At 33.3% G+C, this 19615-nt stretch carries 9 protein-coding genes; all 9 read right to left on the bottom strand.

Annotated elements, in window-relative coordinates; translation table 11 throughout:
• Positions 1-223: 223 nt before the first annotated feature.
• A complete protein-coding gene (locus tag CEY12_RS20735; protein ID WP_089029468.1) occupies positions 224-769 on the bottom strand; it encodes a hypothetical protein in 546 nt (181 codons plus the stop codon).
• Between the two features lie 453 nt (positions 770-1222).
• Entirely contained in the window at positions 1223-1675 is a 453-nt protein-coding gene (locus CEY12_RS20730) for a hypothetical protein (RefSeq protein WP_157676867.1), read from the bottom strand.
• Positions 1662-5186, bottom strand: coding sequence for a DUF6443 domain-containing protein (locus CEY12_RS20725; RefSeq protein ID WP_089029466.1), 3525 nt, complete (start codon positions 5184-5186; stop codon positions 1662-1664). The genes CEY12_RS20730 and CEY12_RS20725 overlap by 14 nt, the downstream gene beginning before the upstream one ends.
• Positions 5187-5197: 11 nt before the next feature.
• Positions 5198-8764 carry a DUF5977 domain-containing protein gene (locus CEY12_RS20720; RefSeq protein ID WP_089029465.1) on the bottom strand — a complete coding sequence of 1189 codons (3567 nt, stop codon included), beginning with the start codon at positions 8762-8764 and terminating at the stop codon, positions 5198-5200.
• A gap of 3 nt (positions 8765-8767) precedes the next feature.
• Entirely contained in the window at positions 8768-10309 is a 1542-nt protein-coding gene (locus CEY12_RS20715; RefSeq protein ID WP_089029464.1) for a T9SS type A sorting domain-containing protein, read from the bottom strand.
• A 461-nt stretch (positions 10310-10770) separates the two neighbouring features.
• Positions 10771-10971: a hypothetical protein gene (locus tag CEY12_RS22390; protein WP_157676866.1), complete on the bottom strand. Its 201-nt coding sequence runs from the start codon at positions 10969-10971 to the stop codon at positions 10771-10773.
• A gap of 5 nt (positions 10972-10976) precedes the next feature.
• On the bottom strand, positions 10977-14621 hold the full coding sequence (locus tag CEY12_RS20710) for a DUF6443 domain-containing protein (protein WP_228409746.1): 3645 nt from the start codon (positions 14619-14621) through the stop codon (positions 10977-10979).
• 3 nt (positions 14622-14624) lie between these two features.
• On the bottom strand, positions 14625-17735 hold the full coding sequence (locus tag CEY12_RS20705; RefSeq protein WP_089029462.1) for a hypothetical protein: 3111 nt from the start codon (positions 17733-17735) through the stop codon (positions 14625-14627).
• Positions 17735-19348 carry a T9SS type A sorting domain-containing protein gene (locus CEY12_RS20700; RefSeq protein WP_089029461.1) on the bottom strand — a complete coding sequence of 538 codons (1614 nt, stop codon included), beginning with the start codon at positions 19346-19348 and terminating at the stop codon, positions 17735-17737. The genes CEY12_RS20705 and CEY12_RS20700 overlap by 1 nt, the downstream gene beginning before the upstream one ends.
• Positions 19349-19615 lie beyond the last annotated feature (267 nt).

The following is a 19615-nucleotide window of genomic DNA, read 5'->3' as shown; positions in this document are numbered from 1 at the left end:
CGAAAAAGTCAATAATCTGTTTATCTTTTTCTTCACCCAAATCAAAGACTATTAAAGAACCTTTATAATTATAAGTCTTAATCCTATTAGAGATATTATCATTATAATTCATTTTTGCAAAGCCGAACAAAGATTCGATAAAATATATTTTCTCGAATCTAATTATAAATTATTTTTTAGTCGGATATAAGCGTGATTTGCACGCCATTAAAGAAGCTTTTAACTATTTTAGACTTATATAGTTCAAAACATCTGGATTATAATATTTTGAAAATTTTAGTCCCTTTTTCATCAGTTTTAGCCTGATGTCTTTGTTTCCGTTTAATGGGCTAATTCTTTCAATATAGTTTTTAGAATCAAAATAAATTACCCATGTTATTGGGTCATATTCAACAACACTTGTTCCTAAGTTGAAATTTTCATACTTACTCTTTTTTAAAAACCTTTCAAATATCTTTGATCTATTCATTTTTTCATCTGTGATTACATTATATCCTTTAAAGTTATATACTTTGGTATAATCAAAACCTGACAATATATACTTATTATAAAAGGAAGCAACAATATAATATTCTCCTTTCTTATTTTCAGCATCCTGGGCTCCGACTATTAAAACATATTTTGAAGGATCAATATTTTTCTTTGAAGTCATATCTTCGACATAGGTTGAGATGATACTTTCATATATATATTTATTCTGTGATAGCAAAATACTATGACAACCTGTTGTCATGATTAATATATAAATTATTGATAAAATTTTTCTCATACTTTATTTCTTTGTTTTTCCTATAAATATTGCAGTATATTATATCTAAAGTATTCTGCTATCTAACGAATTCTTTATAAACTTTATATAAAGGTGTAGTTTGAATTTGATTATTAGGATCTATTTTTGAATTAGCTGTCTTTGCTTCGCTTTAAACTTTAATACATTTAAATGAAAAATCACAGGTTTTTCTGGCTTACTATTAAAGATAAAAATATAAAAATTGCGTCCTAACAAAGTTAGCAGCTCCAGCATAAAGAGTGTACAAATTTTGTCTCAAAAATAGTTGCAAGTCATTTCTAAAATCAAGTAAAATAAAAGACTCTGGAAAAGTAAGTTTTATTTTTTCTGCTTATAAAAAAAATATTGTTTTTACTTGTAAAACCATCGCATTGCGATGGTTTTACAAGTTTCTGTACCAAAGTAATAAAATTTGTGCAGGCTTAAAAAATCTTATTTTTCTACACCAGAGGTATATTTTATTATCTTACAATTTAATGTGTCTACATTATAATACCCTATAATCTTTTTATTCCCTATAATAGGCTCTCTCTTATCGAAATGAATCTTTCGATTTTCAAATCGATAGCAATTTGAAAAATTATTCTTCTTGTCTGTAAATAAAAAAATAGTATCCTTATTAATTATTTGACATCCTTTAAAATTTAAAGCTGGTAAGACCTCTTTATATTTTACTATTTCACAAATATTTTTTTCATTATCAGTAAATAAGCTAACTATATAGACTCCCGATTCTTTTGAAGAAATTGATTCTTTCTCTATTTCTTTTATAATATTGTGCGGAAGAGATATTTCTTGAAAAGATATTTTTTCTTTACAAGAAACTAGTAACAATAAAAATATAATATAATATTTATGCATATTTAAATATTTATTGATGAACATTTTCCTTATTTTGATTTGGAAACCAAAACCTTTGGTCATTATAATAAATCATATTTGGATGTTTTTGAGTTGGTATAAAAATCCAAGCTTTATCAGGCATTACATCTTTGTCTTGTTCATAAGTCTTTCTGTCACCACTATCAGAGTTTAGAGTTCCATCACGATTAAATCCTGACGGCCAATTATTTTCATAAGTAGTAGACTCCCTCATGAGAGTACCCATAGGATGGTCATGCCCAGTTTCTAACCACGTATATCCTTTATTTCTTGCCAAATCCGCTGCAACACCATGATCATTTGCATCCTCTGCGCGATGCTGTGAACGAATTAAGTAAAGAGTTGTGTCTCCAAATATTCCCTCTTTTGATAATTTATCAAAACTCCATTCTTTACTAGTGTTTGCAGCCAAGAAATAATAATAGTTCTTAATTTGTTTTGAGGAAATGTCAGGATTTTCCAAAACTATATTGGTTTCTGTTGGATAATACCCTCTGAATGGGGCCCATTCAACATTTTGCTTAAAGTTTTTTGTAAATTCCTTACTAACCTTAATCGACTTTGATCCATTTTGATTGTAATAACGATCAAATTTATCTTTAGTATGCCTTATAAGTTCTTTTCGTCCATCAACATATATTCGAAAATCATCTTTCGGTGCTCTTCCATCAGGATCAATAAATCTGATTGGATTATCAAATGCATAATTATAGGGAGAATGTCTTCTCATCTTATCTGACAATGGATCGATCACTCCCCATCTACCTATATCCGCCATATACATCCTCGCACCATAATCATACATACCAGAGTCTGTTTGCAATTCTTTTCCATTATAACTGTATTTATATGTGGGATTTCCTGCCAAAGTATTATATCCTTCATGCTTCATTCCAAACGGATAGTAATTGTTTTCTTCAAGAACTTCTATGCCATTACCATTATTGAAATAACTTAATCGTACATTTCCCAAATGGTCTGTATAATTGTAAATATACTTATTATTTTCAAAATTGTAATATCCTTCTGCAGTAGGTACAAATCTCAACATTAAGTTGGTTGTGACTCCTGATTTTCCACCCATCTCACTCTCGTATTGAAAACTATCAAGATACTCCGTTACTTTTGACGAAAGTTTAGTAATTATTCCCAGAGGATTAAATGGAGCAAAGTTATAGGTCTTTCTTAATTTAATTCCATCAGCACGATAAAGATTTGAAGTGTTTTCGCGTATAATACCTGTTCGTGTACTTAACCCATTTTTAAATAAAAAGGTACTGGGTAAATTGAGATAATTATAACTTATATCGAGATATCCCTTATCTGCATTTATAGTCATGTTTCCATTGTCGTCATATACAATGGCAGAAGGGGTTACTTCATAAGGGTAACCAGATAAATTTTGCTGCCCTTCCGTTATCTTATTAAGCCTGTTGCTATTATTATTGTTAAAATACTCATATGTTAAATTGTCAATCAATACTGAAGTTGTGTTCCCGTCTAAAGAGCCTGTTCTTTTCAAATTAATGATATTTCCGTTTAGGTCATATGTCATTTTCTCAAAGTACTCTCTTGCAGAAGGATTATCTTCTCTTTCATAAAACCCTGCTGATAACCTGTTAAGTTTATCATACACGTAGCCATATCTTCTTAAATAATCATTAGAGATTGTTGAAGTTTTCCAATCAACCTCGGCAATATTTCCATTGTATTTTGGCAGTACCTGTAAGCTAGTATCAAAAGGATCAGGCGTTTGCTCACCCTCCACCTGATTATACTTGATCTCGTAACCAAATAATTTTCCGTTCAAGTTTTTAGGGTTATTGATCTTGGTCATCCAACCACGGATATTATAACTATACGTAATATCCTGTAAAGAAATAAAAGGTGTAATTCCTCCAACTTTTTTATTGGTTACTTGAGAAAGTTCATTATAGGTATTTTGAGTCAAATATTCAACGGGATTACTGTCAACTTGATGGGTGCGGGTTAATAACCTATTTTGAGGATCATAGGTGAAGTTTTCAGTAATCACTTTATCCGTACCAGTATCTAATCTTTTGTGAGTTGTTATCGATTGCTGAACTATTCCCGTAAAATCCAGCTTAGAGTCAACTTTAGTGCGTCCTCCTAAATGATTGATGGAATAAGTACTTATAGTTCTCCCCTTTTTGTCATAATAAGTATAATTTTTTGTCCAGTTGTCATCTTCAATATTTTTGATATAAGAAGCTACAGGCAGACTTTTGGTACTCATAGATGAGTTTTGGCTATCTTGAGATAAAACTTCCTGACCTAAAACCTGTAAAGGAACGGTAGGAGTTCCCACAGGATATGAGTCATAGTAACTAACACTTAATAATTTACTAATAGAATTTGGATAACTGGTATTAACATCATTACTATAATAGACGTCCATACCACTATTTGTAAATCCGGTCGTCGATAATCGTTCTACATTGTTACTTCCTTTTGAATCCACAATAGTTTGCTCGGCTTTTCTTCCGGCGCTCTCATAATTTTGTGAACTTATATAGATCCCTGTATAAACACTTCTTCCAAATTGATCATACTTTGTAAAAAGCCATTGCCTAGATAATCCCATATTAGCGTCTTGACTCATTACCAATCTGTCTTGCTTATCGTAAATCATATATTCCCATCCTTTGCCGGGAACTTTTTTTTCGGCCATTCTATTCCAGCTGTCATAACGGTATTGATAACAAAGATCACTTAGCACAGAATTGGGATCTAAAACAACAGCAGCTTTTGGTGGAATGACAAAGGCAAGTTGATTAAATTCATTATAAACATAATATGTATCTGCATTTTCTGTAGCACTGATTACTTTTCTCACCAATAAGATCTGTCCTTCGCCATTTTTGAATTCTATTGTTATATTGCCGTCTTCATCGGTGACTGTATTTTTATACAGCTGCGCTGCTCCATAATTAATAGTTTGGCTGACAGTACTTATGGTTGCTGCGTTCTCCCAATTGGTAACAGTGGTATATTTTTTAACGGCATCTCCTGTAGTATTGGTGTCATAACCGAACTGCACAGGTTTGTCATGCCAAGCAATTCCGACCTGTTTTTGTTGTAAAATTCTGTCTAAGGGAGATCTTTCCAATATTTTCTCTGAAAAAGCTTTTTCATTCGTGTACGCTGACGTAGGATCACCTACTGGAAAGTCTCCTGAAGTTTGAGGATAGATCGCTCCGGCGTTTGTCGATTGTTGTGGTACAGGTAGATATTCTCTGGTTTTTTTTCCATATCCATCATATACAATAGGTATTACGACATCTTTCTCTAAAGGAGATGTTTTGATATTGACGGTCTGTTTTGGCCGGCCTAATCCATCATAATACTGAACGGTTTCTGTACTTTTTGTAGGAGTATTGCCATTATAATCAAGATAAGTTTTGCTATAGACATAGTTTTCTACTGTGCTTAGCTGTGCATATGTGGTACTTGAAAAGAGTAAAGCACCTATAGGAATTATTATTTTTTTCATGTAATTAGTTATTATTTATCATATTCAACTGAGAATCCCCCTGGAGAATTAGGTGGTGGGACAGATCCTGTATTAGAATTTACGACAACATACCCGTCTGTAGTAATTGTAATTCTGTAACTTCCACTATAAAGAGTTTTAGTAGTTGTAGGTCTACAGAAAGAACCAATATACCCTAATGAAACACCTCCTAAATATGTCATTCCCGACGGTGGATTAGCACTGTAAGTTAATATCATTGAAATATGATTAGGCGCTGTTTGTTGTATTGAAACAAAGTTGGCATTTACATAATAATTGGGGGTGAAATTACAACTGATAAATCCGCAATCTGCATTTGCATTTGCTGCACTTTGCCCATTTAAATTAATCTCATTTTGAGCTTGTTGATCTGCATCTGCTTGACTAATAAGAGACATATATTTATATTCCGGAACTTTATATTCATATGATGATCCGACTTTCCAGCTTGGACAGTCATTTTTATAGAATGTTTGGCTTAACGCATTATTACTATATCTTATAGGGGCATTATTATATTTATATTCTTTAATCAATTTTCCATTATAATCCACAACTTTCTCTAACCGATTGGCCAAATCATAACTGTAGTTTTCTCTTATTCCAGTTGGTGGAGTTATGCTTGTCACCCCGATTAATGGATTATAAGTATACGTTGTTATGCTGTAGTTTGCAAAGGCAGGTTTTTTTCTAAAATTATCCAGCGCCTCAATTAGCAACTGCTCAGAAGGCACATCAATATCTTCATTGGATTTTATGTAAATAGGAAGATTTGTATATCCTGAAGGTGAACCGTTTACACCTAAAACAGACATGATGTTGCTGTATGTTCCTCCTTCTATTTTAGCAATAGGTAAAGTTTGGTTATACCCCCAAATAATTGTGTTTGGTTTACCATCTTTACTGGTATACTGTAGAATATTACCTTTCGGATCATATAAGTCATAGGTAACTTGTGTTGTTGGAATAGGAGAAGGACTATTCAAATCTTTAAGATTATGTGATATTACCGATTTTGGCAGAGGCATACCACCAGTATTTATATTAGCATCTGCTTGAGAAACAGGATAAACAGTTTCCCACCTCGTTAGAATTTTATTTGTAGGGTTATCTATTTTTGTTGTCTCTGTAACCAATGGAATTCCCACCATATTCTTGCCAATCAAATACTGATTATTTATTGCAGCATCATTCGCATATTGATATGTTTTAGAAATTACTTTATTATCTGGATAGGTCGTTTCTTCTTTTCTTAGAAGGTCATCATTAGAGTTATCATAAAAATACTTTGTATTAGTGGTGACGTTTCCATTGTCGAAATAATCTTTTCTCGTCTCAGAATCTAAATAATGATTGTAAAAGTAAAGTTTATAAGCCGAAGCATTAATGACATCACAGGTGTTATCTAAGGCTTGACCTTGTGCATTCCACCCCATTGGGACAGGGCCAAAAGGACGTCCACTAATTTCGACTATTCTCGCATATTGCGAAAATCTTGTGGGTGTACTATTATAATTATACGTTGTTTCAGATAATAATGTCTTAGTGTTCGTATACTCTTTTTTAAATAATATCTTCATCCTTTCTTTTTGGAGAGAGCTGAAAGAATTTACTCTAGTACCATTATTTTCAAAATATTCATTATATGGGCCAATCCATACATAATTATTGGTTCCTTGTGTGATTCTTTGCATTTGCGCAGTAGACATTACTGTGTTATCAGCTTTTTGATCAATAAAGCCATTATCTTGATTGCTGAATGCATATTCAGTTAGTCCACCATTACTTTTTTCTTCATAAACTTTTGAATATACAATATGTGACCCATTTGTGTAATTTAATGGCCAACCTACTGGTGAAATTTCTCTATAAACATATTGATTATGATTGTAATCTGTCGTATTTGACAATACTCCGCTAGAATTTATATTATTGCCAATAAAATCCTTAATGTAGTAAAACTTTCTTTGGATTGGTACGTTTGAAAAACCATAATCAACCATATGATTAACCCTGAATCCTCCGGCTAATCTTCTAGGGGTAACCTCACCGATGTAAAAATCATTATTATAATTAGTTACTTTTATATATTCATGAGGTTCATAATAAAAACGGGTACTTCCTCCAGTTGGATAAGAGATTTTTTCCAAAATTTCGTGTAACTTAAAATTCGGTTCTTTTGCTTGTTGGTATGCTGTCGCAATAGCATTAATATCTGTAGAATTTACTGCATAAAAATTAAATGTCTTATCATTGAAATAACCCCAATGATCGGTACTTCCACTATTAAATTTTGGAAATAAGTTATTATTATATTGGAATTCGTATTTATTGTTTACTGCCTCACCAATTCTTATTTTCTTTAATTTTAATCGCCTTCCAGGGTTTTCATCGTACTCAAAGTATATATTTTCAACATTTTTATTGTTTGCGCTGTAGGAAATATTATCAAGTTTATACCAATGCTTAGAATTATAATAACTATCTGGAGCTTTAATTTCATTTCCATCAATTAAGTATACATTCTCATTGGTAAATTCAAGGCTATTTGCCAAAGATCTATTAAATTTTATCTCAACATTATCAAAATTAATTTTATCCAAATAACTAAACTGCCCTTCTTCAAAACTTGAAAGGTTAAAACAGTTGTGTTTATCTAGATCCTTTACGCAGCCACTAATATCATAACCACCATATGTAAATTGTTTGTACCCCGAATATGAACTTCTAAAATAAATAGGTTCCGTAGATTTATTATAGCTGAAATCAACATTTTTCCCAGTTGAATACTCAATTTTAGTTAAATGCCAATTTTTAACATATTTATAAGTTTCCGCGGCGAGTTTTGGATTCTGATTCTTTTTTCTACTTCTATACACCTCAATTGCCGAATATTGATTTCCAAAAGTATACTTGTTTCCGAAACCATCCGTAATGATAAAGGAATATATGAAAGAACCCATATCGAACTCATTATTTTTTAACGTATTGGTAACGGACAAGTTAGGTGTATCCGAATTTACAATCCATTTTCCTTCATGGTTTTTAATAAAAGTACCTGATATTCCATTCACAGAAAAACTAAAAGTATCAGGGTTTAAGGCTTTTTCATTATTTTCATATTCAAAACGAGACGAAAAGGATTTTAGCTTATCTAACGAATTCCAATCACCTGAATTCAAAAGGCCATATTTATAATAATAAGCTTCTGGATCAGACTCATCTGCCATACCGCTTAAATTTCTTGTTATAGTTCCTGAAACGCCTAAATTCCATGCTAAACCCGTCCATGAAGGGTAAGTATCGGGCTTATTCAGAGCAACATCATAATTAATATTTACATCAAGATTGTTTATATGATCAATTTTTAAAGAAAGCAAGCTGATATTAATATCAGGTTTACCTAGTGAAAGATTTAAATTAGTTCCTCCATATACTTTAAATTCACTTGAGTTTGGACTTTTAGAAAATTCAGGACTATAAAAGCCTTCCTCACCATTAAACTGTCCTTTTATTAATGATACTGAAATAAGACAAAATAGAAAATAAAATTTCATAATTTACTGTTTAATAATTTTTGCATTAGCGGTTTTGTTGGTATCCGTTTTTATCGTAATCAGGTAAGCTCCCTGTATCAAAGGCTGTGTATTGATCTTGGTGACCCTGTTCTTAGTTTTGATTTGTTGAAGCTGTCTTCCCGCCATATCATACATCGTAATATCCGCTTCCTTGAAATCAAAGCCAATTTCTACATAGGCATAATCGGAAACTGGGTTTGGATAGATCTTGATATCATACCTCTCGATTAACTGATCAACCTGCTTGTCTCCCAGCTTTACAATCTTCCAATTCTCTTCACCTAATTCCTCTGCGCTCGTTCCTGCCAGAATAATGGAACCATCTCTGTTGACCTTTAAATCGGAAAGCCTTTCTTCCTTCTTTCTGGATTCTCCTTTTATATACTTTCTCCACTGTTCATTACCATTATAATCCAAGTACAGCATCCAGAACGACTCATCATCCTTTTCAATTCTTCCTTGAGCCTGAGTATAACCTCCGAGTAAAATTCCTTTTGAAGACTTTTCATCTGAAGAATGCAAAACGCTCATTCCCATTAAAACATCTCTGTTTTTAAAATTGAATGATTTCTGCCAGATTTCTTCACCTCTTTCATTTAAAGAAAGAAGCCACAAATCTGTTCCTTCTTCGATTCCGACAGTTTTATTTCCTGACCTTTCTGATCCTGATTCCCCGCCAATTAAATATCCTGTTGATGTTAAGGAAAGTGTTTTTAGATGATCATCTCCCTTTCCTCCGAAATTCTTTTCCCATTCTACTTTTCCCTCTTTTGAAAGTTTAATGATCCAGTAATCTCCTTCTCCAAAGTTTTCAGTTTTCTTTGTCCCTCCTGCATTGCTTCTTGAATAGGCTCCCAATAAAGCTCCTCCATCTTTTGTAGGAATTATTTTCTCAACTTCATCAAGTCCTTTTCCACCTAAAATGATTTGTGATAATTCTTTACCATTTTTATCCAGTCTTACAATCAGAACATCTTTAGATCCGTAACTTTTTATCGAGTTTTGAACATTTCCAGCAACAAAAAATCCTAAATCTGTAGTTTGAATAACAGATCTTGCTTCTTCATCAGAAATTCCACCAATAGTTTTCTGCCACATTTCATCACCAAATTCATTGATTCTTATGAGCCAGATATCAGATCCGCCTTTAGATTCTTCTTTTTTATCCTGTGCCTTCCCACTGTAAGAAGAACCTGCTAAAAGAAATCCTCCTTCTTGGGTATTGACTGTTGCAGATAGAAAATCATGGTTATTTCCTGAAAAATACTTTTCCCAGACCTCTTCTCCCTGCTGGTTAAATTTAATCAAATGAAAATCGTAGCCATTATTTTGTTTGTTTTCTGTAGAAAGTTTCTTCGATTGAATCGAGCTTCCTGAGACCAGATACTGCTGGTCGAAAGTTGTAGTGACTTGTGAAAGAAAATCCTGTGTCGAGGATTTAATATCTTTCTGCCAGATCACTTCTTGAGCAGATACGCTCAAGACGGAGCATAATGATAATGCCCCTAGGTAGAATTTCTTCATACTTAGCGTCTATATTTGAGTTATTGTTATTAATTTTTTAAAGTATAGCAAAACTACATATTTTATATCACATTTATGAATGAGATTAATGTTAGTATTATCAGCTTTTCCTTTTGTTAATCGATTTAAAGTAAAAATATATCTATGACTGTTTTTATTTTCAATTGAAAAAAATAAAAACAATTAATGTCAAAGAAGATAGTTGAAGTTTAGCATACAATGTTTTCTTTTGCCAAACAGGTAAAACCAATACAGGAACTTGAACCCGATGAAAGATCTATGGTTTTTAAAATGATTGATACTTTTATTAACCAGAAAAAATTTAAAGATTTTGTAAAGCAAAATGTCGCTCTATAAAACACAAAACCCTCGCAAAGCGAGGGTTATTTATCATTGCTCACGGATTACAAATCTGCGAGATCGGGTTATCTATTAAATTAGCAGATGTGTTTTCATCTAAATTATTTTTTATCTTGCTCAGTATATATTTTGTTTTCTATTTTTTTGCGACTATTTTTATTATTTACTCTTTCATTCCAAATTTTTTCTTGTCTTTCTTCCTTAAACCACACATAATTCCAATAAAAAATTAACTTTTTTATTAGCATAAAACTAATAATAAGTACGAACAAAACTATTACAATATTCTTTATCTTCTTCATATACTTTATTTAGTAGGATTGGTTATCGGAACATATTTAAAAATTTTACTGAAATTGTTTAAAAAAAATCCATTTCTAATAGAACGTAGGTCAGCACCAGAATCATTGGAGTTATATAATTTAGCGGCTTTTATAGTGGTACTATAATCGTATTTCATAGCGTTCATAAAATAGCCCCATATGAAATTACCTGCATCCATATGATTATAAGCTTGATAACCATCTCCCTGAAATATATATAGTGGACCTTTGTCTCCTAAGATTTCTTTAGAAGACCAAGTATCTCCTTCTCCTTGTTGGAGTAAAAAATCAGATAAATTATACATAGCTGGATCTAATTCATTTCCGATTGATCCCCAAGCTGTCTCAAAATACTTTCCTATTGTGCTCTTTTCATAAGCTCCAGAATCGAATTGAAAATAAGACATCCAAGAACTAGATACGGAAAAAACAAATTGATGGTTTTTAAAATTATTCCCAAATTTTTTAATGTTATAATTTATTGCTGCAACATCTGTTTTCGGGTCATTAAACTGATAAGTTGTTTGTTTTTTTGTTTTTGAATTTTCAATTACTAGTTGATCAGGCTTTCCAGTTTTATCTGTTCTCACATATTTGCCATTTTCATTAAATACATAATCATCTGGAGGATTATCACTAATTGTATTTCCGTTTCCATCAGAAAAATTTCCATTTCCAGTATTTGTCCACGTTGTACCACTAGCAGAACTCATTAACTGGTCTATAAAAGATCGCGATAGCATACCATCTGGATCTACAAAATTTATAGGACTATTATATGCATATGTGTACGGATTCCAACGACGAGAAGTTTCCGCGAGCGGATCTACAACGCCCCATCTTCCAATATCCGGCATATAAAACCTAGCTCCATAATCATACATCCCGGTCTCTTGTAGTTCCTTGCCGTTGTACTTGTAATTTAAATATCCTCCTAACAATCCTTTATTTGCTCCTATATGGTTTAATCCAAAGGCATAATAGTTATTGGTATCAATTGTTTCAAGAACGCCTGCGCTGTTTTTTGCATAACTGACCCTAGCATTTCCTAAGTGGTCTTTATATTGGTAAATATAACGGTTTTCTGTGAAACTATAAAAACCTTCTGAAGTTGGTACAAAATCAAGAATCCATTGTGCTGTTATAGGCTTTGTTAGGTCATTAATAGGAGCATCTTTATATGCTTCTTGCTCAAATGCCACACTTGTACGACACCAAGTACATTGAGTGGTTTCAGAATACTTATACTGAAAGCCATCCAAATAATCTGTTACATTTTTTGTTATTGTAGGATTTCCTTTATTTCCCCCAGTGGTATTCGTTTTACGAACTTTTACACCATCTGATCGGTATAAATAATCCAATTCAAAACTGGTGACTCCGCCAAATGGATCATTCTGAGTAATTGAATAGGAATCAGGTAAATTAAGGTGATTGTAAGAAATAGTATTAATACCTTTATCTTTCATATTAATCATGTTCCCATTCAGATCATAATCAATTGTGTTATTTCCACCTTCATATCCTGTATCATTTAATGAATTTTCAATTACTTTATTAAGGCGATTTCCTGTATACTGGTAGTCAAGACTATCTATAACAGTAGGAGTTACCTGACCTATTGGAACAGCTGTTCGCTTAAGGTTGCTTATATTCCCATTTAGATCATAAGTAAGGTATTCATCAAACTTACCGTTACTTCCTGTAGTAGGTTCTTTATAAAAAGCATTTTTTAGTCTATTTAATGGATCATACTCATAATTATATCTTTTCAAGATATCTTCCGAAGCATTTTTCCAATCAACCTCTGCTATGTTTCCATTGAATTTTCCAGGAGCAATATTGGAATTAACAGGATTACTGTATTTAATTTCATATCCAAATAGTTTTCCGTTGAGAGTTGTCGGATCATTGATCTTTGTCATCCAACCTCTGATATTGTATTGATAATCTATTTGCTGTAATGGAACGGCTATACTACCACCCACTTTTTTAGATTCTAATTGCGAAAGCTCGTTATATTTATTCTGTGTTAAGACTTCAACAGGATTATTGTCTACTTGGTGGGTATGTGTAAGAAGTCTATTCTGAGGATCATAAGTAAATATTTCAGTAATAGTTCTTGGAGTATCACTGCTTAATCTTTGATGCGTCGTAATGATTTTTTGAGGTATTCCTGAAAAATCTAGCTGCCTCTCTACATTAGTATATCCTCCCAGGTGGTTAAATGAAAACTCTCTTATACCTCTTCCTTTAAGATCGTAATACATATAGGTTTTGGTCCAGTTGTCATCTTCAATATTTTTTACAAAACTAGAAACAGGTAACCCTTTTGTATTTCTCCCATATTGTTGTACATCCGAAGGAAGTACAGTCTGATCAAATACCTGTGTAGGAAAAGGGTCTCCCGGAAGATAACTATCATAATAATTAACCGATAAAACAGTTTCTATATCCACAAAATCATTGCTGTAAAAAATTTGTATCCCGTTTTTGCTAAAACCCTGAGCATTTCTATATTCTGTAATTACATAATTATTAAGTAAACTTTGCAGACTGGATCTGCTTTCTAAAGATGGGAAAATACCTGTATAAATCACACGCCCAAATCGATCATACTTGGAAACAAGCCATTTCTTTTTCTTATTTAATTCAGGATCCTGTGTCATAATAAGCCTGTCAGCTTTATCATATACCATATATTCCCAACCTTTTCCAGGGAGTTTTTTCTCCAATAACCTGTTTTTACCATCGTATCGATATTGGTAACAAAGATCATTTAAAGTAGGATCAGTCTCGACAATCTGCGTTCCTGCACTCAAGCCTTTAAGGGCAAAAGAAGCCTTTGGTGGAATTACAAAAGCCAATTGATTATATTCATTATAGATATAATAGGTGTCAGCATTATCCGTAGTACTAATTACTTTTCTCACCAAAACGGTTTGTCCCTGTCCATTTTTAAACTCTATCGTTTCATTTCCATCCTCATCTTTCACAGAGTTTTTATAAAGCTGATTAGCTTTATAAAATCCACTTGCTGTATTTGTATCATTTGGAGCAACTCTCAATGCAGAGTTTGTTCTTCCATCCAAAGGAGTCGTGGTAGTAATATATTTTCGAACATCTGTAGTAGTATTGGCTAAGTATCCAAACAAAACAGGTTTTGTAGCCCATGCTGTTCCTACCTGCCTTTGTTCCAATATTCTTTCTAAAGGAGATTTTTCCAATTCCTTTTCAGCATAAACTTTTTCTGCAGCAGGGTAAACACCTGTTGGATCAGAGATTGGTAATGGAACCAATCCTGGATTCTGTCCATATATCGCTCCATTGGTTGTTGACTGTTGAGGAACAGGAAGATAATCCCTTGTTTGCCTTCCAAATCCATCGTACACAATAGGGGTCACAACATCTCTTCCTAAAGGGGATGCTTTTATATTGACTACCTGTTTAGGTCTTCCCAATCCATCAAAATACTGAACAGTTTCTGCGGTTCTAACATTAGGAAGCGTAGGGTCTGACAAATAGGTTTTTGAATAAATATAATTTTCTGTAGTGGAAAGCTGAGCATGAGCCATCCCAACAATAAGTATCGTGCTAACAGCGATTATTTGTTTTATTTTCTTCATCATGTCTTAGTTTTTGTAGTTGTATTTGAACTCTTTAACCACTTTATATACCATATTTCCAGAAGTATCTTTTTCCTGCTGACGTATTTCTTTTAACCTGTTAGCTGTATCATAGATATAGACTTCCCTGAATCCTGACGGAGGCGTTATGCTGGTCACTCCAATTAAAGGATCATAAGTATAGGTTGTTACCTGATAGGAAGATAAAGCAGAGTTCTTTCTGAAATTATCTAATGCTGTAATTAAGGCAGGTTCATTAGTTGGATTTTCTGTATCCAAATCTGAGGCATCAACGATGGCTGTGATAATTCCTAAGCTTGCCAATTGAGCATAAGTTGCACCTTGTACTTTTGCAATAGGCTGGGTATTATTATATCCCCAAACAATCGCTGTCGGGACTGCATCTTTTGAAGTGTATTGTTGCAGATTTCCGTTAGTATCATATTGATTATAGCTCACCTCTATAGAAGGTGTATTGTCAAGAACATCATAGGATTTTAGGGATAAAGGTAATATTAAATTCCCAGCCTCGGGAGTAGGGAGTGAAGTGGGATAAATAGTTTCTACCTTTGATAATGTTTTTGTAACCCCATTATCCGTTTGGGTAGTCATTGTTTCCAGCGGAATTCCTACCATATTTTTACCAATCATTAATTGATTATTTTTTTCATTGGCATATTGGTAAGTCGTTTCTGTGACTTTTCCATCAGGACTTGTATTCTTAACTTTGGACAAATTCACTCCATTGGCCGATTGATAGAAATTTTCTGATTTAGATGATAATAAATTATTGTTTAAATACTGTTTAGTGACATTAGAACTCATGAAGTTATTGTAATAATAGTTCCTTAAAGGGTTCATCCATGCATTTGATATGTTCATTGAAATATGATACTTATCCAGCCTTGACGGGTCTTCATTATATAAATAAACTTGTTCTTCCAAAAGTGTTCCTGATTCATCTTTAATAAGTCTTTTAGAAAGCTTATCTCTTTCAATACTCCTGCTTGCTGGCATGAATAAAAGATTCCTGACGGCTGGCAATGGACTGTAATCCCCTGCTGTAAGTTGCACTGAATTATCAAAATGCACGTCTGGCTTATCTATATAACTTGTAAAATAATCAGTAGTGCTTCCATTACCAGAGAGCTTTTCAATTACCCTTGAATAACTTATAACAGCTCCTTCCGTTAAACTTCTTGAATAACCTGAGGCAGTCTGAATGTTTTTTGTGCCATTAAATGCCCATGGAACACAGTTTAACCAACCACTACCTCCTGAACAGAGTGCACCACTTGTCTGTGCGTTGAAGGAAAAGAAATATCTTGGCCACTCGGTAAGGATACCGGAGGACTGGTCAAGATCATTTGTGTATATAAATTCCCTGGTATTTTGATTCGCGTTAAGATCATAATCATAAATTTTCTGTAACCTTGTTCCTCCAACGATCCCATTTACTGCGTAAAGCTTAGGGAGGAAACTATTATCAGATCTTCGTTCTAATCTAAAACTGTAGCTATGTGGTTCATATGTAAAGAAAGAGCTTCCTTTTGTGGGGTATTTAACACTTTGAAGGGCATACATCTTTGAATAAGAAAAATTAGACTCCCTTACATCTGAAGTATACTGATAATCCCCATTACTTGAGTAATTTACCGAAGGAAAAATAGTAAAAGGAGCATCGTTAGAAGTCTTTCCATTATAATACCCCCAGTAATCGACAGCAAAAGTCATAGGGCTTGGTGTATTAGCCGCACTGCTGGTGTCATACGAAAATTCGTAGGGCTCTTTTCCCATTTCTTTTACCGTTTTAAGAAATATTCTTGGGTATTGGGTATTGTATACTTCATATCCAAAATCAATCGTGTTAGTCAGATTGGTTTGATTATATAACTGTATTTTGTCCAGTTTCTTTTGAGGCACTTTTCCAAACTGGCTACCACTAATGTCTACATTTTTATAAAGGTTATCCTGATCAGAGTAGGAGAAAACGATTTTGTAATCCTTATATTCAATATTTGATAGATAAGTCTTTTTCACCACGTTAAAAACGTGCTTCGAATTGCTATCTCCCATAGAATGAAGATCCAGAAACTTTTTCAGATCACTGTACTGTGGAAGTGGCTTCCAGAAATTATTTTGATCTATAATACAAAAACTGCTATAAACATTATTGGGAGCAATATTATCTGCCTGGTAATTATATTTTAAAACATCCCCATTCTGATATTCTGTTTTATATTGATACCAGCTGCTGATTACAGGAGTTTGAGCATTACTACCTGTTGCAGTTGCTCCTAAAAAAACATTATACTCTAAATTTTTACTTTCTTTCCCAAAGTAATATTTATTTCCTACTTCATCTGTAATGATGATTTCTGATTCACTTAACGGACTACAAACACTGTTATAAGGCTGGGAATTCATTCCCGAAAGGTCTACTTTAAGTTTATGAGGTTCACTGGTAACCACCTCGACTTTACCATCGGGGGCTATAAAGAAACTTCCAGAAATACCATTAAAATTAAATGAATATTTATCAGATGTTGTTTCGTATCGTGTAGAATTAGTATTTGGATAGCCATTTAATCGGACTTCAAAAAAATCGTCCGTCAAATTGTCTACTGCGGCAGATAATTTATTAGGATTCATGGTTGATAAATCATTATCTGTTGGAAGCTCAGAGATATTGGTTCCGAATTGCTTTATTCCGACCAGATATCCATGCTCATAATGACCATACATACCACCACCCGTTTGTGGAGATCCTGCTTGATCATCAGCTTCGCCTACAACACTTCGTGTAATAACTCCTCCTGACGTCAAATTCCAGTTAAATCCTACAATACCAGACTTCTTGTCAGGTATAAAACCTGATGCATTATAATTAAGATTCAAACTTACAGCACCTCCATTTTGTGTAGGAATTGATAATAAAGGGATGTTTAAATCAAGTTCTCCTATATTCTTTTTGATAGGGATATTACCATATCTTATAAAGTCTGTAGCTTGTGGGCTTTTTGTATTTTTACTAAATGAGTTGGTTAAGTCTTTAGCAGATTGAGCATTACCTAAGATACCAGACAATGTAATTGCCAATAGTGTTAGCTTCTTCATTATTTCTTGATTAATTTAGCGTTAGCCGTTTTATTAGTGTCTGTTTTTATGGATACTAGATAAGCTCCTTGGATTAATGATTGAGTATTGATCTTCGTAACTTTATTTTTTGTTTTTATATTTTGCAACTGCCTTCCTCCCATATCGTAAAGGGTAATATCAGCGTCTTTGAAATCAAAACCTATTTCAACATAAGCATAATCTGATACCGGGTTCGGATAAATCTTGATATCATGTTTCTCGATCAACTGATCCAATTGTTTATCTCCTAACTTGATAATTTTCCAATTTTCTTTTCCTAATTCCTCTGCACTAGTTCCCGCTAGAATAATAGAACCATCTCTATTTAATTTTATATCAGAAAGTCTCTCTTCTCTTCGTCTCGAGTCTCCACTCACATGTTTTCTCCACTGTTCGTTACCATCCTGATTCAGGTACAACATCCAAAAAGTTTCATCATCGGTTTCTATCCTTCCTTCTGCTTGAGTATAACCTCCTAATAATATTCCTTTAGAAGTTTTATCATCACCAGAAGCAATAACACTCATTCCCATCAAAACATCTCTGTTTTTGAAATTGTACGATTTCTGCCATTGCTCATCGCCTTTTTCGTTTAAGGAGATCAGCCAAAGATCTGTACCTTCTTCAATTCCAACGGTCTTGTTTCCTGATCTTTCTGATCTGGATTCACCGCCAATAATGTAACCAGTTGAAGTCAAAGCCAGGGTTCTCAAATGATCATCTCCTTTACCCCCAAAATTCTTTTCCCATTCTACTTTTCCATCTTTGCTGAGTTTTACGATCCAATAATCACCTTCGCCTTCATTATTAGTGGTTTTGGGATAGCGAGATACGCGGTTCGAGGTTTCTGGAGTTGAGCTTTGATCTTCGGAACCCGAAACCCGAAACCCGGAACTTCTCGAATAAATTCCTAATAATGCTCCCCCGTCCTTCGTTGGAATCATTTTTTCAACCTCGTCTAATCCTCTGCCACCTAAAACCAATTGTGAAATTTCTTTTCCGTTTTTATCAAGCTTTATAATTAAAACATCTTTTGAACCATAACCTTTAACAGCATTTTGCACATTTCCAGCCACAAAGAATCCGAGATCCGTTGTTTGAATAACTGATCTTGCTTCTTCATCAGCACTTGTACCTAAAGTTTTTTGCCATAATTCATCTCCAAACTCATTAAGTCTAATGAGCCAAATGTCTGATCCTCCTTTGGAATCATCTTTTTTATCTAAAGATTTCCCAGAGTAAGATGTCCCTGAAACTAAAAAGCCCCCTTCCTGTGTAGCTACAGTAGCAGATAAATAGTCGTGATTACTTCCCGCAAAGTACTTTTCCCAAACCTGATCTCCTTGCTGATTCAGTTTCACCAAATGAAAATCATACCCATTATTTTGCTTGGTATTACTTCCAGCTTCTTTCTTCTGGCTTCCAGATTGTATAGCACTCCCAGTAATTAAATACTGTCCATCGATTGTTGTTGTAACCTGGCTTAGAAAATCCTGAGTACTGGATTCAATGTTTTTCTCCCACACTATATCTTGAGCTGAGAGACCTAAGCCTATGCATAAAGTAAATGCACTCAAGTAGAGTTTTTTCATGCTTATGTTATATATTTTTAATTTTATTTAGGTTGATTTAAAATCGTGCAAATTTAACGCTTTTAAGCATTCATTAATTTCACTTTAAAAACATTTAATATGAATTACATCATGTTTTTACTTTCTCATTTTTAAACTGTTACATCTATATAATACAAAGGTATTTTAGATAAGCGACAGAATATGTCGTATTAAATTTTAAATGCAAAATTTTTAATTAGAAATGTTTCAAAAATACCAATATCAAAGAATACCTTATTACGGATT

This window comes from Chryseobacterium sp. T16E-39 (assembly GCF_002216065.1).
Taxonomy (GTDB): Bacteria; Bacteroidota; Bacteroidia; order Flavobacteriales; family Weeksellaceae; genus Chryseobacterium.
Note: the sequence above shows the minus strand (reverse complement) of the source record. Positions and strands in the feature narration are given on the sequence as shown.